At 64.3% G+C, this 22,662-nt stretch carries 24 protein-coding genes; 15 read left to right on the top strand and 9 right to left on the bottom strand.

The features are described from left to right. Positions 1-40 precede the first annotated feature (40 nt). From QN084_RS11990 to QN084_RS11975, 4 genes are all read right to left on the bottom strand, one after another. Positions 41-916, bottom strand: coding sequence for a class II fructose-bisphosphate aldolase (locus QN084_RS11990; RefSeq protein ID WP_021471276.1), 876 nt, complete (start codon positions 914-916; stop codon positions 41-43). Further along, positions 916-2,385 carry a GntP family transporter gene (locus QN084_RS11985; protein ID WP_021471277.1) on the bottom strand — a complete coding sequence of 490 codons (1,470 nt, stop codon included), beginning with the start codon at positions 2,383-2,385 and terminating at the stop codon, positions 916-918. The genes QN084_RS11990 and QN084_RS11985 overlap by 1 nt, the downstream gene beginning before the upstream one ends. Before the next feature lie 141 nt (positions 2,386-2,526). Beyond that, a complete protein-coding gene (locus tag QN084_RS11980) occupies positions 2,527-3,426 on the bottom strand; it encodes an NAD(P)-dependent oxidoreductase (RefSeq protein ID WP_069696026.1) in 900 nt (299 codons plus the stop codon). A 23-nt stretch (positions 3,427-3,449) separates the two neighbouring features. Beyond that, positions 3,450-4,964, bottom strand: a complete 1,515-nt coding sequence (locus QN084_RS11975; RefSeq protein ID WP_069696025.1) for a four-carbon acid sugar kinase family protein — start codon at positions 4,962-4,964, stop codon at positions 3,450-3,452. A 120-nt stretch (positions 4,965-5,084) separates the two neighbouring features. Here QN084_RS11975 and QN084_RS11970 point away from each other — a divergent pair, with 120 nt between their 5' ends. Further along, a complete protein-coding gene (locus tag QN084_RS11970; RefSeq protein ID WP_021471280.1) occupies positions 5,085-5,888 on the top strand; it encodes an alpha/beta fold hydrolase in 804 nt (267 codons plus the stop codon). Positions 5,889-5,959: 71 nt separating this feature from the next. Next, positions 5,960-6,661 (top strand): FadR/GntR family transcriptional regulator, encoded by a 702-nt coding sequence (locus tag QN084_RS11965; protein WP_069696024.1) that lies wholly within the window; start codon positions 5,960-5,962, stop codon positions 6,659-6,661. 73 nt (positions 6,662-6,734) lie between these two features. On the opposite strand, the gene QN084_RS11960 is transcribed toward QN084_RS11965, so the two are convergent. After that, the gene (locus QN084_RS11960; RefSeq protein WP_259362786.1) at positions 6,735-7,706 is read right to left on the bottom strand and encodes an AraC family transcriptional regulator; all 972 of its coding nucleotides are present in this window, start codon (positions 7,704-7,706) and stop codon (positions 6,735-6,737) included. Between the two features lie 161 nt (positions 7,707-7,867). On the opposite strand from QN084_RS11960, the gene QN084_RS11955 reads away from it, so the two are divergent. The 6 genes from QN084_RS11955 (at position 7,868) to QN084_RS11930 (ending at position 14,432) form a co-directional block, all read left to right on the top strand. Then, positions 7,868-8,023 carry a hypothetical protein gene (locus QN084_RS11955; protein WP_021471283.1) on the top strand — a complete coding sequence of 52 codons (156 nt, stop codon included), beginning with the start codon at positions 7,868-7,870 and terminating at the stop codon, positions 8,021-8,023. Positions 8,024-8,168: 145 nt separating this feature from the next. After that, a complete protein-coding gene (locus QN084_RS11950) occupies positions 8,169-8,957 on the top strand; it encodes an SDR family oxidoreductase (RefSeq protein ID WP_069696022.1) in 789 nt (262 codons plus the stop codon). A gap of 58 nt (positions 8,958-9,015) precedes the next feature. Beyond that, entirely contained in the window at positions 9,016-10,254 is a 1,239-nt protein-coding gene (locus QN084_RS11945; protein ID WP_069696021.1) for a styrene monooxygenase/indole monooxygenase family protein, read from the top strand. A gap of 42 nt (positions 10,255-10,296) precedes the next feature. Further along, positions 10,297-12,015 carry a flavin reductase gene (locus QN084_RS11940; RefSeq protein WP_069696020.1) on the top strand — a complete coding sequence of 573 codons (1,719 nt, stop codon included), beginning with the start codon at positions 10,297-10,299 and terminating at the stop codon, positions 12,013-12,015. 13 nt (positions 12,016-12,028) lie between these two features. Further along, on the top strand, positions 12,029-13,633 hold the full coding sequence (locus QN084_RS11935; protein WP_069696019.1) for a phytoene desaturase family protein: 1,605 nt from the start codon (positions 12,029-12,031) through the stop codon (positions 13,631-13,633). Between the two features lie 7 nt (positions 13,634-13,640). Then, the gene (locus QN084_RS11930; RefSeq protein WP_069696018.1) at positions 13,641-14,432 is read left to right on the top strand and encodes a cyclase family protein; all 792 of its coding nucleotides are present in this window, start codon (positions 13,641-13,643) and stop codon (positions 14,430-14,432) included. 68 nt (positions 14,433-14,500) lie between these two features. Here QN084_RS11930 and QN084_RS11925 read toward each other — a convergent pair whose 3' ends face one another. Next, on the bottom strand, positions 14,501-14,932 hold the full coding sequence (locus QN084_RS11925) for a universal stress protein (RefSeq protein WP_062094639.1): 432 nt from the start codon (positions 14,930-14,932) through the stop codon (positions 14,501-14,503). Positions 14,933-15,086: 154 nt separating this feature from the next. On the opposite strand from QN084_RS11925, the gene QN084_RS11920 reads away from it, so the two are divergent. Both QN084_RS11920 and QN084_RS11915 read left to right on the top strand, forming a co-directional pair. Then, positions 15,087-15,893, top strand: a complete 807-nt coding sequence (locus tag QN084_RS11920; protein WP_069696017.1) for an SDR family oxidoreductase — start codon at positions 15,087-15,089, stop codon at positions 15,891-15,893. 94 nt (positions 15,894-15,987) lie between these two features. Beyond that, positions 15,988-16,197, top strand: a complete 210-nt coding sequence (locus QN084_RS11915) for a dodecin (RefSeq protein WP_031216171.1) — start codon at positions 15,988-15,990, stop codon at positions 16,195-16,197. Between the two features lie 67 nt (positions 16,198-16,264). Here the strand turns inward: QN084_RS11915 and QN084_RS11910 are convergent, their stop codons facing one another. After that, entirely contained in the window at positions 16,265-17,146 is an 882-nt protein-coding gene (locus QN084_RS11910) for a helix-turn-helix transcriptional regulator (RefSeq protein WP_069696016.1), read from the bottom strand. 185 nt (positions 17,147-17,331) lie between these two features. On the opposite strand from QN084_RS11910, the gene QN084_RS11905 reads away from it, so the two are divergent. The 5 genes from QN084_RS11905 (at position 17,332) to QN084_RS11885 (ending at position 22,142) form a co-directional block, all read left to right on the top strand. Next, complete coding sequence (locus tag QN084_RS11905) at positions 17,332-18,153, top strand: aldo/keto reductase (protein WP_069696015.1); 822 nt, start codon at positions 17,332-17,334, stop codon at positions 18,151-18,153. A 26-nt stretch (positions 18,154-18,179) separates the two neighbouring features. After that, positions 18,180-19,151: an aldo/keto reductase gene (locus tag QN084_RS11900; protein WP_021471294.1), complete on the top strand. Its 972-nt coding sequence runs from the start codon at positions 18,180-18,182 to the stop codon at positions 19,149-19,151. Beyond that, the gene (locus QN084_RS11895) at positions 19,148-20,134 is read left to right on the top strand and encodes an SDR family oxidoreductase (RefSeq protein ID WP_374978456.1); all 987 of its coding nucleotides are present in this window, start codon (positions 19,148-19,150) and stop codon (positions 20,132-20,134) included. The genes QN084_RS11900 and QN084_RS11895 overlap by 4 nt, the downstream gene beginning before the upstream one ends. Before the next feature lie 128 nt (positions 20,135-20,262). Beyond that, complete coding sequence (locus QN084_RS11890; RefSeq protein ID WP_069696014.1) at positions 20,263-21,093, top strand: aldo/keto reductase; 831 nt, start codon at positions 20,263-20,265, stop codon at positions 21,091-21,093. A gap of 23 nt (positions 21,094-21,116) precedes the next feature. Continuing rightward, positions 21,117-22,142, top strand: coding sequence for a lactonase family protein (locus tag QN084_RS11885; RefSeq protein WP_170828576.1), 1,026 nt, complete (start codon positions 21,117-21,119; stop codon positions 22,140-22,142). Between the two features lie 72 nt (positions 22,143-22,214). Here QN084_RS11885 and QN084_RS11880 read toward each other — a convergent pair whose 3' ends face one another. Both QN084_RS11880 and QN084_RS11875 read right to left on the bottom strand, forming a co-directional pair. After that, a complete protein-coding gene (locus tag QN084_RS11880; RefSeq protein WP_069696013.1) occupies positions 22,215-22,445 on the bottom strand; it encodes a hypothetical protein in 231 nt (76 codons plus the stop codon). After that, on the bottom strand, positions 22,442-22,630 hold the full coding sequence (locus tag QN084_RS11875) for a hypothetical protein (protein ID WP_079941604.1): 189 nt from the start codon (positions 22,628-22,630) through the stop codon (positions 22,442-22,444). Before QN084_RS11875 ends, QN084_RS11880 begins: the two co-directional genes overlap by 4 nt. Positions 22,631-22,662: the final 32 nt, after the last annotated feature.

The raw sequence follows: 22,662 nt of genomic DNA, 5'->3' as shown, positions 1-22,662 counted from the left end.
TCCCCTCGTCCCCGTTTGAGGACTGTTGGTGCGCTTGCCGTCAGGCGTTCAACATCGCCAGCGTGGCACCGGCGAACGACCATGCCGAGCCGTTCCAACGCGCCAGCAAGCCTTGCAGGTTCTCGCCGTCCGCACGGTGCGCCGCGGTCTCAGCCTCGAGCGTGGCGAGGATCCCGGTGCGGAGCTCGGTGTTGAAGTTCACCTTGCCCACCTGCATGGCGGACGCTTTGGAGAGCTCACTGGCTGGAATGCCGGACGCGCCATGGAGCACCAACGGAACATCGGTCCGGGCGGCGACGTCCTGCAGGACGTCCCAGCGGATGTTGGGCTCGCCCGTGTACTTTCCGTGCACGTTACCCACCGCAATTGCCAGCAACTGCGCGCCGGTTCGCCCGACGAAGTCGCTCACCTGCTCCGGATCCGTCAAACCCGCAACGGAAGGACCGGCGTCGGGGGCTTCACCCGAGGCGCCGAACGCCCGGTCCTCGTCCCCTGCCAAGCCACCCAGCTCCGCTTCAATGACGACGTCGGCATGGCCGTCGGCGTCGAGCATGGCACGGACTTCGCGAACCAGGGCGATGTTGTCCTCGTAGGCCAGGGACGAACCATCGGCCAGGACGGCGTCTGCACCGGCATTCACGGAGTCACGGATGACCTGCAGGTCGGAGGCGTGGTCCAACTGCACGGAGACCGGAACACCGGCATTGTCTGCCAGTCCCCGCAAGGCTGTAATGAGCCGCAGCCCGTTGGGCGTTGCCGCGGTTTTCGGGGCTACCAGCAGGATCACGCCTGACCGTGCTTCCTCGGCCGCCGAAACCACGGCCATGGCGGTGGTGAAGTCGTAGCACGTGAAAGCGGGAACGGCGGATCTGGCGGCCAGGGCAGAGCTGACCAGCTGGTCGAGTTGGGCACGCATCAGTGGCCCAGCCCGCCCACGAGGATCCACGCCACGTACGTCAGGGCGAAGCCGGCCAAGCCCAGGATGGTGGTGAGGACGGTCCAGGTCTTGAGTCCGTCGGACACGGTGAGGCCGTAGTAGCGGACCACGGTCCAGAAGCCAGCATCCGTAACGTGGGACAAGCCGAGCGAACCGAACCCGATGGCGATCACGATCACGGCGATCTGGGCCGGCGAGTAGCCGCCTTCCATGACCGCGGAGGTGAGCAGGCCCGTCGTCGTGACGATTGCGACGGTTGCCGAGCCCTGCGCGGCGCGGAGGGCGAGGGAGATGATGAAGCCGAGCACAATCACCGGCAGGCCAAGGCTGTCCAGGGTGTGGGACAGTGCGGCACCGATGCCGGACGTGCGGAGGACTTCGCCAAACACGCCACCGGCTGCAACAACCATGAGGATGGATGCGACGGGAGGAAGTGCGCCTTCGAAGATCTCTCCTGTTTCCTTCAGGGACCAGTGGCGGCGGACCGCCAGCAGGAAGAAGGACAAAGCAACGGCAACCAGAAGAGCGAAGAACGGGTTGCCGATGAACGACGCCACTCCGTACCAGTAGTTGTCCTTGGGGATGGTCAGCGTGCCGACGGTGCCAAGGAGGATCTGGACGATGGGAGCGGCGATCAGGAACATGATCAGGCCGGGACGCGGAGGAGCGATGGCGCGGGCTCCGGGCCCGTCGTGGCCTACGTGAACCAGGGTTTCGGCCGAGCCGAACTCTTCCACCTGTGCTTTGACGCCGGGGAGCAACTCGTACTCCTTGCGGTTCATGATGCTGGCAACCCAGTAGGACAGGAAGCCGAGCGGGACACAGATGATGAGCGAAATAAGCGTGATGAGTCCGATGTCGGCGCCGAAGACGCCGGCGCCGGCAACGATGCCCGGGTGCGGCGGGACGGCCACATGGATGGACAGCATGATGCCGGCCATGGGCAGGCCGAACTTAATCGGGTGCACGTTCGCGATCTTGGCGAAGGCGTAGACGATCGGGACGAGGACGATGACGCCCACTTCAAAGAACACGGGAATGGCAACAAGGAAGCCGACCGCGGTCAGCGCGATGGCTACCCGCTTGGCGCCAAGCTTCTCCGTGAAGTGCGTGGCCAGCGACTGCACGCCGCCGGAGACCTCGATCATGCGGCCAAGGATGGCACCGAGGGCGATCAGTAGCGCAACCTTGCCCATGGTGCTGCCCACACCCGTGGTCACCACCGTGAAGATGTCCTTCAGCGGGATCTGCGCCGCGACGCCTACAAGGATGCTGACGGCCAGGAGTGCGACGAATGCCTGGATCTTGAAGCGGATGATCAGCACCAGCAGCAGTGCGATGCCTGCAGCGGCGATGGTCAGCAGCAGCGGAGTACCCAGCTCCACTGCGGGTTTGATGGCGGGCGCGTCGGCCGCGCGAACCATCAAGGAGTTAATGAGGGGGTTCATTGGGGGAAATGTCTCCTATGACATACCGGTCCGGGGACCGGCGAAAGGTGGCGACGACGACGGAGGGGGGACCGCCGTCGTCGCGGGTTTTACTGAGGTGCTGAAGCGCCCATGCGGACGCTGGCGGGGTTGCGGCTCCGCTTAGGCGGTGCGCTTGGCGGGTGCCACAACCTTGATGACGGCGGAGTCGTCGGCAGCGGCGAGGCCCTGGGCCTGGCCGAGGAGGTAGAGCTGTTCGGCGGCGGCTGCGACGGGAGCAGCCAGGCCGGCGGCGCGGGTGGCCTTGCCGACGATTCCCATGTCCTTGACGAAGATGTCCAGGCGGCTGAGGACTTCGGCGCCTTCTTCAGTGTAGGCCTCCAGGATGCGCGGGCCGCGGTTGGAGAGCATGAAGGATCCCGCAGCGCCGGCTTCGAGCGCGGCGAGGGTCTTGGCTTGGTCAAGGCCAAGCGCGTCGGCCAGGGCCATGGCCTCGGCAGCAGCGGCAATATGGACGCCGCACAGGAGCTGGTTGACGGTCTTGAGGGCCTGGCCGTCACCGGGCTTGTCGCCAACGATGCTGAGGGTGGAGGCAAGGAGCTCAAGGGCAGGACGGGCCTTCCCGAGCGCCTCGGGCTCAGCGCCGACGACGATCAGGAGGTCGCCTTCCCCGGCGCGCTTCGGGCCACCGGACAGCGGGGCGTCAACAAGTGACACACCGTATTCGGCAAGCTTGGCCACCGTTCCCGGAATGGCCTCGGTGCCCACGGTGCTGCCGAGGATCACGACGGCGCCCGGCTTCAGGACGGGAGCCACGCCGTTCTCACCGAACAGGACGTCGTTCAGCTGCTCGCCGTTGCGGACCGCCAGGAGCAGGGCGTCCGCGCCTTCGGAGGCTTCGCGGGCAGTGCTGAAGGTCTTGATGCCTGCCGCGGCGGCGAGATCCAGGCGGGCTTCGGCGATGTCGAAGCCGTGGACGGTCAGCTCGGATGCAAGGCGGGTTGCCATCGGCAGGCCCATGGCACCCAGGCCGAGGACGGTAACGGTGTAGTTGCTGGTCATGATGTTCTCCGTTGAAGGTGTTTCTAGAAAGTGCTGCTGAGTTTGCGGGTGACGTGGGCCAGTGACTGGTCGTCGCCCACGTTGCCGGCGAAGACGATGTACGGGATGCCCTTCGCGGGGCCGTCCACGGGTTCCCAGAGGGAGACGATTCCGGGAAGCATCGGCCCCCGGACAATCGCGTGGCGGATTTCCAGGCCGTGCGCTGCAACGTCGGAGGAAGTGATGCCGCCCTTTGCGATGACGAAGCGCGGCGGGAAGGTCTTCAGGGTCCGGTTCACGACCGATACGACGGCGGCAGAAACAGTGCGGGCGATCTTCAGGCTCGCTGCGGGATCGTCGGTCTTGATGAGCAGGCGGCTGGTGTGGACAATGACGTCGCCTTCCCGGAGGGCATCGACGACGTCGCTGACCACTGTTGCGATGTACTGCTCAGCTTCCGCTGCTGTTTTGGTTTCGGCAACGAGTCTTTCCACGTCGATCTCGATGATGCGGGCGCTGCTGTGTTCGCTGGTGAGGACGTTGAGTTGGCGGGTAGTCAGGCCAACGTGTGAGCCGACCACAATCAGGCCCCCGGCGGTGGAGGGTGTGTTGCCGGCGTAGGCCTCTTCTCCAGTGAGGGCCTCGCGGATCTCCTGGCCGATGCGGCCACGGACGAACGGCGGGCCAACGCGGTAAAGGAGCTTCTTGCCGCGGCGTTCCGCTTCTTCCAGACCGAGGGCCAGCGCACGGAAGTCATTCTCGGTGACGATGTCCGCCACAATCGGGGTGGAGTCGGTGGCCGGCTCGATGGCGTCGGCGATCGCCTTGGCTGAGATGGCGGGATCCTGTGCCGAGGCACCGGCGCGGATGATGTTCAGGTCCAGGACAATCACGTCCTCCGCGGGGAAGCGTCCCTGTGACTTCTCCTCCACATACTTGGCCATCCGGGAATTCGAGAACCCGAACGTGGCGTCCTTGGCGAATTCGGTCTCAGCAACCGGGGTGAGTGAGCCGGCGTCGTCCCCGGAGCCGCGCATGTAGTGCACGCCGCCGATGGTGACGCGGCCGGCGTCGGGGAAGGCGGGAACAATCGCGACGCCGTCCGTGGCGCCGCCCGTTTCTGCGGCCACGGTTGCGGCGATGACGTCGGGCTCCAACGGGTAGTGGCCGCGCAGGGTGGAGTCGCTGCGGCTCACGAAGCCGAGCGTCACGTCGCCGGCAGCTGCGGCAAGGGCGTTGCGGACGATTTCCTCGTTACGCGCCGCCGCCTCGGCCGGGTCCAGGCTGCGGGTATTCGTCAGGACGTAGACGGCGGGCTTGGTCTGGTTCCTGCGGATGTGATCGAAGGCCCACGTGAAATCTTCCACGTCCCAGCGGGTCAGCACCGCGAGGTCGGCAACGGACTGGGTACCCGTGGGGTCGTCGTCCAGGACAACCAGGATGCGGGGGCTGTTCGCCGAGGACGCTGCAACGGCGTCGGCCACCAGCTGCGCAGGGATCTGAACTTCCGCCGGGAAGGCGGCCAGGACTTCGGCTTCTGGGATCACGGAACACTCCATCGTGGGAAATCTAAGCGGCAATGATGTGAATGTAAGATGTCAGACATCTAACATTTCAATGCCAGTGTGACACAGCGCTCCTTACCGCGCAAGGCGATCACGCTGGCTAGGCTAGGGACCATGGCTGACATCGGGGTCCCGCCCTGCTTTGTTGACGTTCGCGAGCCCTCCGAGGCCCCGAACAACCAGCCCCCTGCAGTCCTGATCCATGGCTGGGCATCCGGCTCGGCTTACTGGGAGCCCTTGGCCTCGAAGCTTGTGGAGCGCGGTCAGACCGTGTGGATCCTGGACCTCCCCGGTTACCACGCCGGCCAGGAACTTCCGCAGGACTTTGAGTGGACCTTGGAGACGGCTGCAGCATCGGTTGGAGCCACGATCGGGCGAATGACTTCCGGCCCCGTACACCTGGTGGGTCACTCCATGGGAGGCAGCGTCGCCCTGACGTTGGCCGCAGCACGGCCGGACCTCGTGGCTACGCTGACGCTCGTGGGAATGGTGCCCGCGCCGCCCAACGCCGGTTTCCGCAACCTGATCCGGGAGCAGCTGGAGCAAGGACACTTCGATGCAGGGTTCGTCGGGAAGTGCATGAGAGCCTGGTACGGGGATCTGCCTGCGGAGGATGAAGAGAAGCTCAGAAAAGGCTTTGACCTGCCCTTTCGGGTTCTTGCCCCGAGCGCATTGGCGGCCATGACCGGCGTCGGGCCTTCAATACCCGGGCGCGTCCTGGCGCCCCTGCTGGTCATCGCCGGAGTGGGCGACCGCGTGCGTTCCATCGACCAGATGACTGACTTTGCAGCGGCTGCTCCAGGCAGGCAGCTCAAAGCGGTGGAGAACGCGGGGCACAGCGTCCACTGGGAACAGCCGGAGGCATGCGCTGTGACGCTGATGGAGTTTTGGAAAACAAGCCGGCCACTGCCAGCGTAAGATGTCTGACAACCATCCTGTCCAAGGGGGAACCGCGGGATGGGAGATCGGAAGCAAGGAAAGGGGGACCCATGGCACGCAAGTCGCTGGTCGGCGTCGTTGCTGATGAGCTGCTGGACAGGATCGTCGCCGGCGAGTTTCCGCCCGGCACTGTAGTCCCGGGCGAGCTGGAGCTCAGCGCGCGCCACGAGGTGAGCCGCATGACGGTCCGCGAAGCCATGAAAACCCTTGAAGCCCAGAAGATCCTGAGTGTTGAACGCGGCCGGGGAACGTTCGTGAACCCCCTGAATCAGTGGACTTCGCTCGAGGCCGTGCTGCGTGCGGCGTCCGAAGGTACCAAGGACGCGGCGGCCGCCATCCAGCTCATCGAACTCCGGCGCATGCTGGAGACCGGCGCTTGTGAGCTCGCCGCCGGCCGCATTTCGGACGAGGACCTCGAGGTCCTCAAGGATCACGTGGAGCAGATGCAGTCCGCCCATGAGATCAACGATGTTGCAGCGTTCGTCGAGGCCGACCTCGCCTTCCACGACGTCATTCTGCACGCCTCCGGCAACGTGTTCGTAGCCGTACTGTTCGAGCCGTTGCATCGCGTGCTCGAGGCCCGCCGCACGCAGACATCCGCGGTTCCCGAGATTCAGGAACACGCCATCAAGCACCACCGCAGCATCACCACGGCTCTGGAGTCCCGCAACGCCAACGACGCCCGGCTGGCCATGGATGAGCACATGCAGCAGACCCTGGACGATCTGAAGACGTACGTGCTGGAGGCCTAGCGCGTCACCGATCTGACTGGCAGTAGGGGTTGTTCTGAGGGCTCAGAGCAACCCCTAATGCCAGTCAGTTGGGCTAGCGGCGCAGGCTCTCCGACGGCAACTCGCCGAATGTCTGCAGGTACAGCGCCGAGAACCGTCCTTGGTGGGTAAACCCGCACAGCTCGGCCACTGCGGTCACCGTTTGCTCCCTCGGATCGGCCTCCAAGAGCATCTCGCGGGCGCGGTCCAGACGGATCGACCGCAACAACTCCGACGGCGTAGCACCGCATTCCGCCCGGAGCGCCGTCTGCAGCGTGCGCACCGATACACCAAGGCACTCCGCGATGTCCGGCACTGTGAGTTCCTCGAAGGCATGCCGCTCCAACAGCTCGCGGCATTCCCTGACCAAGCGACTCTCCGTTTCCACATCCCGCATCCCTGGCTCCGGAGCTTCCATGGCCATCAGCAGCCGCGACATCATGCTGTCCGCCAGCAATCCCTGCACGAACGCAGGCGTGGCCGATTGCGGCTTGCTGATCAGGTCATGGTGAAGTTCGACGACGGACCTCAGGAACGCCCTGCCGGCTGCGGTTGTGAGGTCCATGCCGTAGCCGAGCCCGCCTTTGGGTTCCAGGCCACCGTTGAGTGATGTGGCCACCCGTTCAAGCGCAGTCCGGCGAACATACACAATCAGGTGCGGGCTGCCCGCATCCCACGACATGCTGAAGGGGCGGTCAACAGGCGGGACGGAAGCCATACGCGGGGTTGAATCAACGCTGACTGACCCCACCTGCATGGAGGCGTGGCCCGCCAATGGGATCTGGACCAGATGGAAATCCTGCAGGCCCTCCGGCTCAATCCGCACATCGGCCCCGTAATCCAGGAACTCGATCCCTACATCCCCGCGGTGCAGCGAACGCAGCTTCATGTCCACGGCAGCCTTGCTGGCACGGGGCGCAAGTTCATGGCCACAGAACAGCTCGGCAATTTTCGCGTGCGCCTCGTCAACATCCCTGGTGGCAGTCGTCGGCCGCCCACGCAAGACGTCGCGGGGAAGGATCCTCACCACATGGCACCTACCTAGGGTCTGGCTACGGCATTTCGCTTTCCGGATGATCCTTACGCCTGGCGGATATTCCGAACCTGAGCAGCTGCCTAAAGTCGCTCTTAGACCAAGTATGACGTACGTCATATTTCCGCAACAGCACTGAAGGGAGGTGAAACTCCGTGAAGAACATCAAGCTGGTACACGACCGCCGCCATGAGTGGGAGCGGCACTTTGAGGCCTGGGAAAAGCAGCTGCGCACGCCGGAGGCAACGGTGACGTCCGCACCTTGGGTTGGGTGGCTCGAGGAAGACGACGACCAGTACCCCGGCGATTGATTCCGCCTCCGTTGCGCATTCCGGATGACGTCCGCGCCAAGTGGATATTCCGGGAGGCCGGCGGCTACCTAGAGTCACTTCACAGCGAATATGAAGCACGCCACATTCGCTCATCAGCAGAATCCACAAAGGAGAGGGTTTGGCCATGTCAGGACTCGAAGGCAGGACCGCAGTGGTCACGGGCGGAGCAACCAAAGTGGGCCAAGGCGTTGTCACTGCGTTGCGCGACGCAGGAGCCACTGTGGTGGTAGCCGACATTGACCCCGACGGCGGTACGGTCTCCAAAGCGCTCGGGGAAGGGATCCACTACTCCCACACGGATATCACGGACGACTCCGCCCTCAACGAGTTGATCGAGGAGACAGTGGCCCGTAACGGCGGCCTGGACATCCTGGTGAACCTGGCCTGCACCTACAAGGACGAAGGCGCAGGCTCCGGCCGGGCGGACTGGCTCGAGGCCCTCAACGTCAACCTGGTCAGCGCAGTAATGGCCGCCAATGCGGCCAAGCCTCATCTGGCAAAGTCCGGACACGGTGTGATCATCAACTTCACCTCCATTTCCAGTTCCGTTGCCCAGACCGGCCGCTGGCTCTACCCCTCCAGCAAAGCTGCGCTGGTCCAGGTCACCCGCAGCATGGCCGTCGACTTCGCCCCGGACAACATCCGGGTCAATTCGGTGAGCCCCGGCTGGGTATGGAGCAACATCATGGATTCCCTCAGCAACGGAAACCTCGACAAGACGGACGCTGTTGCCGCGCCTTTCCACGCCCTCAAAAGAGTGGGCCGGCCACGCGAAGTGGGTGACGTCGTCGCCTTCCTGGCGAGCGACCAGGCCAGTTTCGTGACCGGCGCAGACTGGGCCGTGGATGGCGGCTATTCGGCACTGGGCCCGGAACGCGCCGAAGAGACCATCCCCCTCCTGGCCGCCAACTAACCTCCAAAAATCCACCCGACCGCTTCGAAAACGTCCCCACCATAGAAGGGCAAGAACCATGACGCAACGCCACATTACGATCGTCGGCGCAGGCCAGTCCGGCCTTCAGCTGGGCATCGGCCTGCTGGACGCCGGCTACCAGGTAACCACCATTTCCAACCGGACGCCGGAAGAGATCCGGGACGGAAAAGTTGCCTCCAGCCAGTGCATCTTCCACAATGCCCTGGAGCACGAGCGCGCGTTGGGACTTGATTTCTGGCCCGACGCACCCACCGTGGACGGGATCTCATTCACCATCCCGCACCCCGAACTTCCGGGCGAGAAGGCCATCAGCTGGGCCTCGAGGCTGGACAACCACGCCCAGTCCATCGACCAGCGCGTCAAGTTCCCCAGGTTCATGGAGGAGTTCATCAAACGCGGCGGCGAGCTGGTGTTCGAGGATGCAGGCGTTGATGAGCTGGAACGCTACGCACTGAGCTCGGACCTGGTGATCGTGGCCGCGGGCAAGGGCGAGATCGCCCAACTCTTCACGCGGGACGCTGAACGCAGCACTTATGACACACCCCAGCGCGCTCTGGCCCTCACCTACGTCACAGGCTTGAAGCCCCGCGAAGAGTACTCGGCGGTCTCCTTCAACCTCATCCCGGGCGTGGGCGAGTACTTCGTTTTTCCAGCCCTGACCACCACCGGCCCCTGCGAAATCATGGTCTTCGAAGGCGTCCCGGGCGGTCCCATGGACGTGTGGAAGGGCCTTACTCCGGACGAGCACCTGGAAACATCCAAGAACATCCTTGAGACCTTCCTTCCGTGGGAAGCCGAACGGGCTACTGACGTCCAACTGACCGACCCCAACGGCATCCTGCAGGGCCGCTTCGCCCCCACCGTCCGCAACCCGATTGCCGCGCTCCCCAGCGGAAGGCAGGTACTTGGCCTTGCCGACGTCGTGGTTTTGAACGATCCCATCACCGGCCAGGGCTCCAACAACGCCAGCAAGTGCGCGGCGTCCTACCTGCAAAGCATCATTGAACACGGCGACCGCAGCTACGACCCGGCATTCATGCAGGCCACGTTCGAACGCTATTGGGATTACGCCCGACACGTTGCACACTGGACCAACGCCCTGCTGGCTCCTCCCCCGCCGCACGTCCTTGAGTTGCTGGGCGCAGCAAACCAGGTTCCGGAAATCGCGCACCGCTTTGCCAACGGCTTCAACCACCCGCCGGAATTCCAGGAGTGGTTCATGTACCCGGACAAAGCCGAGGAGTACCTCGCAGCCCTGGGTGCCAAGGTTTCCTGACCCCGGATTTTCATAGCACGCCCCTGCTAATAAGGATTTACCATGCGCACAATCGCAATCATCGGAGCCGGCGAATCCGGCGCCCAGCTGGCCTTGGGCCTGCAACGGGAGGGCTACGCCGTCACGCTGTTCTCGGACCGCTCAGCAGCCCAAATCAGGTCCGGAAAAGTCATGTCCAGCCAGTGCATGTTCGCACCCGCCTTGGACGCCGAAGCACAAATGGGAACCGCGATTCCCGACTCAGGAGCTGCCCCCGCCATCGGCTCCATCCACCTGCGCGTTGAGGGCCAGGAACCGATTGAGTGGGAAGCCCCCCTGGACGGCCCGGCAAGGTCCGTTGACCAGCGGCTCAAGAGCGCGCACTGGATCGAACGGTTCGTCGCGAATGGCGGCGACTTCCGGATCGAGAAAGTCACTCCCCGCCTCCTGGAAGAACTGGCCCGGGACTACGAGTTGGTGATCGTCAGCACCGGAAAGGGCGAAATCGGGCAGGTGTTCCCCCGGGACAAGGCCAAGTCGCCGTTCGACCGTCCCCAGCGGGTGCTGGCGCTCAATTACGTCACCGCTACCGGAACGGACGACGGCGGGGCTGCCGCCATCCGGATGTCCATGGCGCCGGGAGTGGGTGAGTTTTTCACTTTCCCGGGGCTCACCGCGTCCGGCCCCTGCCGCATGATGGTGTTCGAGGGAGTGGTGGGCGGCCCCATGGACTGTTGGTCCGGCGTCGTAAGTCCCGAAGACCAGCTGGAGCGTTCGCTGCAGCTGCTCCGGGACCATTTCCCGCACGAGGCCGCCGCTTTCGAAGGCGCCGCTCTGACCGACGACGGCGCCACGCTCCTGGGACGCATCACTCCGACGGTGCGGTCCGCGGTAGGGGAACTGGCGAACGGCAGCCTGGTCTTCGGGCTCGGCGACGCCGTGGTCCTGAACGATCCACTGACCGGCCAGGGGTCAAACAACGCGACGCTGGCAGCCAAGTACTACCTCGATGCGATCGTGCGCCGTGGCCGGCAACCGTTCAACAGGGAATGGATGGAGCGCACGTTCGACGAGTTCTGGCGCGGGTGGGGCCAGTGGTCGGTGGCGTGGACGAATGACCTGCTCAAGCCGCGTCGGGACCATCAGGCCACCCTCCTGCGCGAAGCCGCCGAGCATCCGGCCCTGGCCGCAAGCATCGTGGCCGGGTTCGACGATCCGCGGACTTCCTACCCGTGGTGGTTCGACCCGACGGCGGCTGCGGACTTCATGCAGGCGCGCAAGGAAGAGGACTCCGCCGTCTTCGATGTGCGTGATTTCCGCAGCGCATTGGGCCAATACGCAACCGGCGTCACGGTAGTCACCACCGTCTCCCCGGATGGCCGGAAGGTGGGCATGACGGCGAACTCCTTCACGTCAGTGTCCATGGAACCGCCCTTGGTCCTGTGGTGCCCCAGCAAGCGGGCCCCGAGCCTGACGGATTTCGAGGAATCGACGCACTTCGCCATCAACGTCCTGGCCAGCGATCAGCACGTGCTGTCCCGCCAGTTCGCTACGCCGGCCTCGGACAAGTTCCAAGGTGCCGAAACCACCGAAGGCATTGCCGGGGTGCCTCTGCTGGACGGCGCGGTAGCTACCTTCCAGTGCCGCACAGTGTCGCGCCATGACGCAGGCGACCATGTGATCTACGTTGGCGAAGTGGAGAAGTACAGCAACGACGGCGGTTCTCCCCTTGTGTTCCATAGCGGCAAGTACCACGCGACAGCCAGCCACCCCGACTTCTGAGAGGGCGTCATCCATGAACGACGTTGCCGTCATCGGCTCCGGTATCAACTCCCTGGTTGCCGCTGCGGAGCTTGCCCTCGCCGGACAACAGGTCTGCCTGATCGAGCAATCCGACCGGCTGGGCGGCTTCATCCACTCGGGTGAACGGACTCTGCCGGGGTTTATCCACGATTCGTTTTCGTCGTGGCATCCGCTCTTTGTTTCCGGGGGCGCGTACGCCGTGCTGGGCAGTGAACTGCACAAGAGGGGCCTGGAGTACTGCAACACGGACGGCGCCGTCACCGCGTCAGTGGCTGCGGACCCTGTGACCGGCGAGCACAGGGTGGCCCTTGCCCACCGGGATCCTGCGGAGACGGCGAAGACCTTCAAGCACCCGGCGGATCAACAGGCCTACCTCACCATGCTCGATGACCTGGGCCGTCACGCCGGGACCGTCTTCGGGGCGTTCGGGGCGGAATTGCGGTCCCCCAAAGAGCTCGCACGGCTGGGCTTTGGCGCTGTGCGGACCGGCAAGGTGAAGGCCACCGAGGCCTTTCTCAGGGACGCCGTGATGAGCGGCCGCAACTATCTCCGCAGCCGCTTCGATGGTTGGGAAACGGACCAGCTGTGGTCGCCCTGGCTCCTGCACGCAGGCCTCGGCCCGGACCAGGCAACAGGTGGCGTGATGCTGCCCGTGATGGCCATGAGCATGCACACTTTCGGCTTGCCGGTGGTCAAGGGCGGAGCCGCACGCTTTGTTGCGGCCTTTGAATCGCTGCTCCGGGACAACGGGGTGCGGATCATGCTTGGCACCGAAGTCCGGGAAATCCTTTCGGTGTCCGGCTCGGTGACCGGGGTCCGCACCTCCGAGGGGATCGTCCAAGCGGACACCGTGCTGGCCAACGTCTCGCCCCAGGCCCTCTACACCCGCTTGCTGCCTGATGCCCCGGCACACCTGGCCGACGCCGCCCGCAGGTATCAAAACGGCCGCGGCGCCATGCAGGTCCACCTTGCCCTGGACAAGCCGGTCCAATGGTTGGATCCCCGCCTCAACAAGGTTCCGCTGGTCCATATCAGCAACGGATCGGACAGCACGGGCATCGCGTGCGCCCAGGCTGAGGCAGGACTCTTGCCGGTGGAACCAACCATCGTGGTGGGACAGCAGTGCGTCCTGGATCCCTCCAGGGCACCGGAAGGCAAAGCGACGCTGTGGCTGCAGCTCCAGGAGGTTCCGTTCGAGCCGGTAGGGGACGCTGCGGGTGAGCTGTCCGTGGCCGAGGGTTGGTCGGAGAAGCTGAAGCAGGCCTACCTGCACCGTGTCCTTGAGCGGCTTGAGCAGTTCGCGCCGGGAACGCAGGCTACCGTTCTGGCCTCGGACATCATCGCCCCCACGGACCTTGCCGCAATCAACCCGAACGCTGTTGGCGGTGACCCGTACGGGGGCTCGGCCGAGCTCTTCCAGAACCTGCTCTGGCGGCCGTTTCCACAAGCTGCCGGGCACCACACGACCGTCAAAGGACTTTGGCACATCGGGGCTTCCACCCACCCCGGCCCGGGCCTCTCCGGCGGTTCAGGCCACCTCGTGGCACAGCGTCTGACAACCAGGAAATCCAACCCTTTCAAGCGAAACCAGCGATAGGAGAACAATGTCTGTTCTGGCCGGGCTCACTGCAGCCCTTTCCAACGGCTCGGTGAAAGTCATCGACCTCACTACCCCGCTCAGCCCCGAAACCCCCATCCTGAACCTGCCGCAGCCTTTTGCGAACACGGTTGGGTTGTCGGTCTCTCCGGTCAGCAACTTCGACGACGCCGGCCCGGCGTGGGCGTGGAACGACGTCACGGTGGGCGAGCACGCCGGAACGCACTTGGATGCTCCGGTCCACTGGATCACGGGCAAGGACGGCAAGTCCGTGGACAAGATCGAACCGCACCGCCTGGTGGGTCCGCTGGTCGTGCTCGACAAGACTGCGGAAGCCTCCGCAGACCCGGACTTCCTCCTGGAACCGGAACATTTTGAGCAGTGGCAGGAAGAGCATGGCCCTTTCCCGGAGAACTGCTGGGTGATCTTCCGGACCGGCTGGGCAGCCCGGGGCGCCGATGCTGCGGCTTTCGTGAACGCGGACGACGCCGGCCCGCACACTCCCGGGGTCTCTGCGGCAGGTGCCAAATGGCTTGCCAGCAACGCCTCCATCAGCGGCTTCGGCGTTGAAACCGTGGGGATCGACGCCGGCCAGGCGGGCTCCCTGGACCCGATGTTCCCCGTCCACTCCTTCCTCCTGGGTGCGGACAAGTACGGCGTGACCTCGCTCCGGAACGTGGACCGGCTGCCGGTTACGGGCGCCACCCTGGTTGTTGCTCCCCTGCCGATCGTCGGCGGCACAGGCAGCCCCAGCCGCGTCTACGCGCTGGTGGAAAGTGGTCCCGTGGAAGAGCGGTAGCCCATCTGACTGGCAGCAGGGGTTGTTCTGAGCCCTCAGAACAACCCCTGCTGCCAGCTACTTGGGTCTTAGGCGTCCACTTCCGTGTTCACGATGTAGACATCGCACGGGGCGCCGTGGGCCACGCTGTTGGCGATGCTGCCCAGCACGCGGCCAAGGCCCTTCATGCGCTTGTTGCCCACAACGATCAGGGATGCCTTGTTGGACTCGGCGTAATTGATGAGGGCGTTGGCCGGCGTACCGCGGGCAGCGTAGTACTTCACGCTGTTGTCCGGGATGTCCAGTTCCTCGGCCACCTTGCGCGCAACGTACTCGGCGGAGTCCGCCGAGGAGACCGTAATGCGATCGCTGCCACTGCCGAACTCTTCGATCCGGTCATCAGAAAAGCCGCTGATGACGTGCAGTTCCGCGCCGAGTGCTTTGGCCATCTTGGCTGCCGCCACGGCTGCCCGCTTGGCCGTTTCGCTGGCGTCAACGCCGACGACGATCACTTCTGACATGAGTTCTCCTCATTGATGGATTCATGGGTGGTGGTCCGGTGGTACTTCAAAGAAATTTACACGCGATCACCAGTTGCCGCTGCTCCTTGTTTACGGCCGTGTCCCAACGGGTAGGGATACGGTATCGGCTCGATCACAACCGAAAGGCAGGATCATGGCACAGCAAGCTTTCAACCCGACGACGGCGATCGTCACGGGTTCGGATTCCGGCATTGGCCGCGCCGCGGCGGTCGCGCTGGCCAAAGCAGGCATGGACGTGGGAATCACATGGCACTCGGATGAGCAGGGCGCCCAGGAGACGGCCGAAGAAGTCAGGGGCCTGGGCCGCAAGGCAGTAGTGCAGCAGCTGGATACCACCAGGATTCAGGAGACGGCGGCGACGATCGATCGGCTGGCCGACGAACTTGGCGGCGTGGATGTGTTCGTCAACAACTCAGGAACCGGAGACGGAACCAAGTTCCTGGAGCTGGACTTTGAGACGTGGATGCAGACGTTGGACACCAATCTCAACGGTGCTTTCGTAGCCATGCAGGCGGCAGCCAAGCGCATGGTGGACGCAGGCCGCGGCGGGCGCATCATCGCGATCACCAGCGTGCACGAGTTCCAGCCGCGGGTAGGCGCATCAGCGTACGACGCTTCAAAGCATGGACTCGGTGGCCTCATCAAGACCATGGCACTGGAGCTGGCGCAGTACGGCATCACGGCCAACAACGTGGCACCCGGTGAGATCGCCACCCCCATGACGGGCCAAACGGACGAGGACCCGCACCGGGAAGAACGTCCCGGAGTACCCGTGGGCCGCCCCGGCGACGCACGCGAGATTGCCGCCGTCGTAGCTTTCCTGGCGTCCCCCGAATCCAGCTACGTCAATGGCGCCTCCTGGCCCGTGGACGGCGGGATGCTGCAAATGGGACCACAAGCGGGTTCGCACATCACCAGCAACGATTGGCGCGAAAACTAGCTCTGGCCGCACGAACTTCCGTGGGCTAGTCTGCATGGACGGCCTGCGCGCAGGCCCGATTTCCAGGATTCGTAACACGATGATGAGGAGCACCATGGCTGACCACACATACAGCGTTTCCGAGATTGTAGGAACTTCCACCGAGGGCGTCGACGACGCCATCAAGAACGCCATCGGCACAGCGTCGCAGACCTTGCGCAACCTTGATTGGTTCGAGGTCAAGGAAATCCGCGGCCACCTCGAGGATGGTGCGGTTGCCGATTGGCAGGTCACCATCAAGCTTGGCTTCCGCCTGGAGCGCTAGGCGCCAGCCACGGCCAACCGCTCGCCGAATTGACAGTTAATGCCAATAATCACCGCGAACATTGGCATTAACTGTCATCTCGGCGGGCGGGTTCTGGAACCTCAGTAACCGTGTCCGACTCGCCGAAGCTGCTCAGCAGCGTCAAAGCGTCCGACGACGGCGAACCGGCCTTTGCGGAATAGACCCGCAGGTGCTGGTCGGCGTCGTCCGGGAGACTCAGGGTTTCGAAGTTCAGTTCAAGGTCGCCCACCACGGCATGGTGCAATCGGACTGTTCCGGCGGACCGCGAAGCTACCCTGTGCCCGGCCCACCATTGGCGGAATTGCTCGCTGTGAACGGCGAGTTCGCCTACCAGCTGGTTGGTTTGGGGATCGTTCGGGTGGCGGCCCACATCCATGCGCAGCGCTCCAACGGCCTCGGCGGCAACGGTCTTCCAGTCCCGGAACAGCGTTTCTGCGCTGGCATCCAGGATGAGCCAACGGGTCAGGTTCCTTTCCGCGGCGGGCAAGGAGGTGAAGTCGGTAAACAGCAGGTTGGCCATGCGGTTGGCGGCCAGGACGTCAGTCCTGCGTCCAAGGACCATCGCCGGCACGTCGCCCACTGCGTCCAGCAACTGCCGCACGGCCGGACGCACTTTCTGAACCGGCCCCGGCCCCGCGGCCGAGTTGGCGCAGTGCGCAAGAAGGTCCATCATGTGGGCCCGCTCCCCCGCATCCAGGCGGAGTGCCCTCGCCACGGAGTCCAGCACCGCCTTGGACGGATGGATGTTCCGCCCCTGCTCCAGGCGGGTGTAGTAGTCGGTGCTTACTCCGGACAGCCTGGCCACTTCCTCCCGGCGAAGCCCCGGGACCCGGCGGGAGCCGGTTGAACCGAGCGTGCCGGCGTCTTCCGGGGAAAGGCGCGCACGCATGACCTTGAGGAACTTTCCGAACTCAGCGCTTTGACCCATCCATCCATTCTGCCGGTGCAACAGCCGGCGCCACCACCTCTTTGGGTAGGACTGGCAGACCTAGGAAAAACAGGATCACGCACTTCTGCTGACGTAGTGGCCAAAACTGAATAGGCTCAAAGCAGAGCCTCCGAAAACGTTTTCCGGAGATCCGACAACGCACACCACTTTCGAAGGAGACCCTCATGCCAGAGTTGACATTGAACAACGGCGTCACCATTCCGCAGCTTGGATTCGGTGTCTTCCAAGTGCCTCCGGAAGAGACCCGGAAGGTAGTGGAAGACGCCCTCGAGGCCGGTTACCGTCATATCGACACCGCCGCGGCTTACCGCAATGAAGCCGGCGTTGGCGCCGCAATTGCAGCTTCCGGACTTTCCCGGGACGAGGTCTTCATCACCACCAAGCTGCGCAACGGCGAGCAGGGCGAGGCCTACGACGCTTTCCAACGCAGCCGCGACGCGTTGGGCCTGGACTTCCTGGACCTCTACCTGATCCATTGGCCCGTCCCGTCCCAAGGGCTGTACACCAAGGCATGGAAGGAAATGGAGAAGCTCTACCATGACAAGCAGATCCGCGCGATCGGTATCTCCAACTTCCTCGCCGACCACGTGGACACCCTCCTGCGCGAGTCCGAGGTAGTGCCGGCCGTCAACCAGATCGAACTGCACCCCACCTACCAACAGGCCGACCTGGCCGCCAAATGCCGCGACCTCACCATCGCCGTCGAGGCTTACAGCCCGCTCGGCCAGGGCAAGGACCTCAACGCCGAGCAGGTGGCGCTCGTCGCAGCGGCACACGGAACCACTCCCGCCCAGGTGATCCTCGCCTGGCACCTGGCCCAGGGAACCATCGTGATCCCCAAGTCCGCGGACTCCAGCCGCATGCGCGAGAACTTCGGCGCTGCGGACCTGAGCCTTACCGAGTCCGAACTTGCGGCCATCACCGCCCTTGAGGCGGGCGCGCGCATCGGTTCCGATCCCGCCGTCGCCTCCTTCACCCAGATGTAAGCCCGGCACTAACAAAGGACAACAGCATGCAGTACACGCATCTTGGCCGCTCCGGCCTGAAAGTCTCCCGCCTCTGCCTGGGCACCATGAACTTCGGCCCTAAGACCGAGGAAGAGACGTCCCATTCGATCATGGACTCCGCGCTGGATTCCGGGATCAATTTCTTCGATACCGCCAACGTCTACGGCGGCACGGAACATCGCGGCTGGACCGAGGAAATCATCGGCCGCTGGTTCGCCAAGGGCGGCGAGCGCCGGGAACGCACGGTGATCGCCACCAAGCTCTACGGCACCATGACGGACCGCCCGAATGAGTCCAAGTTGTCCGCCCTGAACATCCGGCGCGCCTTGGATGCCAGCCTGAAGCGGCTGCAGACGGATTACATCGACATCTACCAGTTTCACCACATCGACCGGGACACTCCGTGGGACGAGATCTGGCAGGCCATCGAGGTGGCCGTCCAGCAGGGCAAGATCCTTTACTCGGGCAGCAGCAACTTTGCCGGGTGGCACATCGCCCAGGCCCAGGAGGCAGCACACCGGCGGAACTACACGGGCTTGGTGAGCGAGCAGTCCATCTACAACCTGTTCCGCCGCGAGCTGGAACTCGAAGTGATTCCGGCAGCGCAGCAGTACGGCCTGGGCCTGATCCCGTGGTCTCCCCTGCAGGGCGGCCTGCTGGGAGGCGTGCTCAAAAAGGAAGAAGAGGGCGTCCGACGCACCGAAGGACGCGCCTTGGAGACCCTGCGCCAGCACGAAGACCAGATCCGCCAGTACGAGGACTTTGCTGACGAACTGGGCCATGCACCCGGCGACGTGGCTCTCGCCTGGCTGCTGCACCAGCCCGCGGTGACGGCACCGATTGTGGGTCCCCGCACCCAGGAGCAGCTGGACTCCGCCATCCGCGCCCTGGACGTCACTCTCAGTGACGACGCCCTCAAGCGGCTGGATGACATCTTCCCGGGCCATCGCCCCGCTCCCGAGGATTACGCCTGGTGACCGACCTTCACACAGGCATCCTTGGAAAAGCAGCGGACACCGTCTCGCCGCGGAACATCCTGTTCATCGGCGGGACCGGCGTCATCAGCACCTCGGCGGCTGAACGCGCCGTGGCGCTGGGCCACCGGCTGACCATCCTTAATCGGGGACGGTCAGCCGGGCGGCCGGTCCCGGACGGCGCCGAAGTGTTGCATGCGGACATCCGGGAACCGGCAGCGGTGCGTGAGGTACTTGGCGGCAGGGAGTTCGACGCCGTCGCGGACTTTATCTCCTACACTCCGGACCAGGCCCGGACTGCAATGGAGTTGTTCCGTGGACGCACGGGCCAGTATGTGTTCATCAGTTCAGCGTCGGCTTACCAAAAGCCGCCTACCACCCTGCCCATCAGGGAATCCACGCCCCTGAAGAATCCGTTCTGGCAGTACTCGCGGGACAAGATCGCCTGTGAGGAACTCCTGTGGGAGGCGTACCGTGAACAGGATTTCCCCGTGACGGTGGTGCGCCCGTCCCATACTTACGATCGCACCAAGATCGCGATGGTGGGTGGTTGGACGGACATCCACCGGATGCGTGCAGGACTGCCTGTGCTGGTCCACGGCGATGGAACGTCGCTATGGACGCTGACGCACAGCCGCGACTTTGCCAAGGCATTCGTCGGGCTCCTCGGGCGTCCGCAGGCAATCGGCGAGAGCTACACCATCACCTCGGATGAGTTCCTGCCGTGGAACCAGATCTATGGGCTTTTCGCCAGGGCCGCGGGTGTTGCGGAGCCGGAGTTGTTCCACGTGTCCTCGGAGACCATTGCGGCCCACAGCGCGGAACTGGGTCCCAACCTGCTGGGCGATCGTTCCCACTCGGTTGTGTTCGACAACTCAAAGATCAAAGCCCTTGTACCGGATTTCACTGCCACTATTCCTTTTGCCGATGGTGCCCGGGAAATCGTGGAGTGGCACGACCGGCATCCTGAACTGCAGGTGGTGTAGGATGACTACATGGAGTTGACTGACCAGCTCTACGACTGGTCGCGGCGGACACTGTTGCCAAGCACCACGTCCGCGGCGTAGAAAAGCAAGGAATCTGTCTTTTTCGTTCAGCAAAGGAGATCGTGCCCATGGCGTCAGCCCCGCTCATAGAACTCAATGACGGATACAAGATCCCGCAACTGGGCCTTGGCACGTGGCCGCTGGATGACACCCAGGTTGCGAAGGCCGTTGAGGAAGCCGTGTCGCTCGGCTACCGGCACATCGACACCGCGGTGAAGTACGGCAACGAGGCCGGGGTGGGCGAAGGAATCCGGAACAGCGGGGTGGACCGCAGCGAACTGTTCATCACCACCAAGCTCGACGGTGAGTTCCAAGGCTCCGGCAAGGCCGTCGCCGGCCTGGACGGCTCCTTGAAGCGTCTTGGCCTTGAGTACGTGGACCTGCTGCTCATCCACTGGCCGCTCCCCCGGCGCGATGAGTTCGTTTCCACCTGGAAGACGTTCGAAGAACTGCAGGCATCGGGCAAGGTCCGTTCCATTGGAGTTTCCAACTTCAAGCCCGCCCACCTGGACCGGCTCTTTGCGGAGACGGACGTGGTTCCCGCCGTCAACCAGATCCAGATCAGCCCGGCCATTCCGCGGACAGCCGCCCGCGCCTTCAACGAACGCAACGGCATCGTCACGGAGTCGTACAGCCCGCTCGGCGCAAGAAGCGATCTCCTGAACGCCCCTATTTTGGCCAGTCTCGCCGAAAAGCACGGAAAGACCCCCGGCCAGGTGGTACTTCGCTGGCACGTCCAGCAGGGCCTGGTTGCCATCCCCAAGACGGCCAACCCGAAGCGCATGCAGGAGAACCTCGACGTCTTCGATTTCGAACTGGACAGAGAGGACCTGGACCGCCTGCAAACCCTCGACGCCGGGCCAGACGCGGGAGTCGATTCCGACGTCCAAGGACACTAGGGGAGGAACTGAGCGTGGAATCAATGATCTGGACCGGATCCTACACGGCAGACCGCAACGCCAAGGGCGAAGGCATCGGCGCCATCTCCATCGACGGGCAGGGAAACCTCACCTCCCTGGGCCTGGCCGTCTCCGCCGATTCGCCCTCATTCCTGGCACCGCACCCCACACTGCCCATCCTTTATGCGGTAGCCGAGGAGGCCGGCACGGTGCAGGCCTACCGCCGCACCACAGTGGCCGAACTGGAACCCTTCGGCAAGCCCTGGCCCACGGGTGAGGCCACGTGCCACGTGGCAGCAGACCCGCAGGGCCGCTTCATCATCGCCACCTGTTGGGGCGATGGGCAGGTCATTCTCTTTGAACTGGACGACGACGGCGCCATCACCTCGCGCTTCAGCGCGGAAGCCGCCGTCGACCCTCACCACAACGGACCCACCGACCAGCCGCGGCCAAGCCGTGCGCATTCCAGCCTGATGCTCCCCGACGGCCGGATCCTGACGGCGGACCTGGGGAACGACTTGGTTCGCGTCTGGACCTACCAGCCCGGCAGTGGCCTGCAGGCGGACCACCACGTGGTCCTCCCCAAAGGCAGCGGACCCCGGCACATGGTCCGGCATTCCAGCGGGACAGTATTCGTGGACACGGAATACTCCCTAGAGGTGGCCGCCATCCGCTCCGAACCGCAAGGCGTCTTCGAGCTCACGGCCATGGTTCCCGTGAGCGTGAACAAGCCGTTCGACGGCGATGCCGCGGCTGAAATCGCGCTCTCACCGGACGGGCGCTTCGCCTACGTGGGGGTTCGCGGTTCCAACCGGATGTGCATCCTGAAGGTGAGCGCCGAAGGAACCAGCCTCGAACCCCTGGCGGACGTTTCCACCGGTGGCGACTGGCCACGTCACCACTTGGTTCGCGACGGCTGGCTGCTGGTAGCGCACGAGGGGTCCAACGACGTCGTGAGCTACAAGCTGGACCCCGCCTCCGGCCTGCCCGACGGCCCTGTCAGCCGCGTGGAAACCGGCTCGCCGAGCGTGCTGGTGCCTGCCTCTTAAAGACGCCGAGATGACATTAGGTGCCAATGCTCCGCTCAAACATTGGCACCAAATGCCATCTCGGTGTTGGTCTTAGGCAGCCCAGACTTCGACGTCGTCCGTGCCGCAGATGAGCCTTCGGCCGCCCGGCTCGAGGATCACCCACAGGAGTTCCTGGTGCTGGGAAACATCGTCCACGCGCCCGGTACCCACACCCCACGCGACGTCATAGATCCACACGCGGTCGCCGGACTGGAGACCGGTCCACTCCGACGCCGGAACATGCCGGTAGCCTTCAGGCCGGTTGAGAAGGCTCGCCGTCATGACGCTGCCGGGCGACGACGCCACACAGTGGGTACGCCGTTGTGGGCCGGGAGGACGTGGCCCTCAGTAAAGACGTGCACCGTTTCCGGATCGGAGTCCGGGCTCCACAAACCAGAAGCCGGGCAGTGGGAACCGGTAGGCATGACGCGGGTGGCTCGTTCGCGCAGGAGGGCGATGCTCTTCATCGTTGAAACTCGTCCTTGGGTAGGTCTGGCTC

Source organism: Paenarthrobacter sp. R1 (genome assembly GCF_030264015.1).
In the GTDB taxonomy this organism is placed as follows: domain Bacteria; phylum Actinomycetota; class Actinomycetes; order Actinomycetales; family Micrococcaceae; genus Arthrobacter; species Arthrobacter ureafaciens.
The sequence above is the reverse complement of the archived record's forward strand: the minus strand, read 5'-3'. Positions and strand labels throughout refer to the sequence as shown.

What these genes read in the sequence shown, in the direction of transcription:
- QN084_RS11900 (WP_021471294.1), top strand. Translation starts at nt 18,180, where the DNA reads ATGCAGTACACGCATCTTGGCCGCTCCGGCCTGAAAGTCTCCCGCCTC.
- QN084_RS11975 (WP_069696025.1), bottom strand. Translation starts at nt 4,964, where the DNA reads ATGGAGTGTTCCGTGATCCCAGAAGCCGAAGTCCTGGCCGCCTTCCCG.
- QN084_RS11905 (WP_069696015.1), top strand. Translation starts at nt 17,332, where the DNA reads ATGCCAGAGTTGACATTGAACAACGGCGTCACCATTCCGCAGCTTGGA.
- QN084_RS11885 (WP_170828576.1), top strand. Translation starts at nt 21,117, where the DNA reads ATGATCTGGACCGGATCCTACACGGCAGACCGCAACGCCAAGGGCGAA.
- QN084_RS11945 (WP_069696021.1), top strand. Translation starts at nt 9,016, where the DNA reads ATGACGCAACGCCACATTACGATCGTCGGCGCAGGCCAGTCCGGCCTT.
- QN084_RS11935 (WP_069696019.1), top strand. Translation starts at nt 12,029, where the DNA reads ATGAACGACGTTGCCGTCATCGGCTCCGGTATCAACTCCCTGGTTGCC.
- QN084_RS11880 (WP_069696013.1), bottom strand. Translation starts at nt 22,445, where the DNA reads ATGACGGCGAGCCTTCTCAACCGGCCTGAAGGCTACCGGCATGTTCCG.
- QN084_RS11970 (WP_021471280.1), top strand. Translation starts at nt 5,085, where the DNA reads ATGGCTGACATCGGGGTCCCGCCCTGCTTTGTTGACGTTCGCGAGCCC.
- QN084_RS11875 (WP_079941604.1), bottom strand. Translation starts at nt 22,630, where the DNA reads ATGAAGAGCATCGCCCTCCTGCGCGAACGAGCCACCCGCGTCATGCCT.
- QN084_RS11965 (WP_069696024.1), top strand. Translation starts at nt 5,960, where the DNA reads ATGGCACGCAAGTCGCTGGTCGGCGTCGTTGCTGATGAGCTGCTGGAC.
- QN084_RS11915 (WP_031216171.1), top strand. Translation starts at nt 15,988, where the DNA reads ATGGCTGACCACACATACAGCGTTTCCGAGATTGTAGGAACTTCCACC.
- QN084_RS11990 (WP_021471276.1), bottom strand. Translation starts at nt 916, where the DNA reads ATGCGTGCCCAACTCGACCAGCTGGTCAGCTCTGCCCTGGCCGCCAGA.
- QN084_RS11920 (WP_069696017.1), top strand. Translation starts at nt 15,087, where the DNA reads ATGGCACAGCAAGCTTTCAACCCGACGACGGCGATCGTCACGGGTTCG.
- QN084_RS11910 (WP_069696016.1), bottom strand. Translation starts at nt 17,146, where the DNA reads ATGGGTCAAAGCGCTGAGTTCGGAAAGTTCCTCAAGGTCATGCGTGCG.
- QN084_RS11980 (WP_069696026.1), bottom strand. Translation starts at nt 3,426, where the DNA reads ATGACCAGCAACTACACCGTTACCGTCCTCGGCCTGGGTGCCATGGGC.
- QN084_RS11940 (WP_069696020.1), top strand. Translation starts at nt 10,297, where the DNA reads ATGCGCACAATCGCAATCATCGGAGCCGGCGAATCCGGCGCCCAGCTG.
- QN084_RS11985 (WP_021471277.1), bottom strand. Translation starts at nt 2,385, where the DNA reads ATGAACCCCCTCATTAACTCCTTGATGGTTCGCGCGGCCGACGCGCCC.
- QN084_RS11890 (WP_069696014.1), top strand. Translation starts at nt 20,263, where the DNA reads ATGGCGTCAGCCCCGCTCATAGAACTCAATGACGGATACAAGATCCCG.
- QN084_RS11930 (WP_069696018.1), top strand. Translation starts at nt 13,641, where the DNA reads ATGTCTGTTCTGGCCGGGCTCACTGCAGCCCTTTCCAACGGCTCGGTG.
- QN084_RS11925 (WP_062094639.1), bottom strand. Translation starts at nt 14,932, where the DNA reads ATGTCAGAAGTGATCGTCGTCGGCGTTGACGCCAGCGAAACGGCCAAG.
- QN084_RS11950 (WP_069696022.1), top strand. Translation starts at nt 8,169, where the DNA reads ATGTCAGGACTCGAAGGCAGGACCGCAGTGGTCACGGGCGGAGCAACC.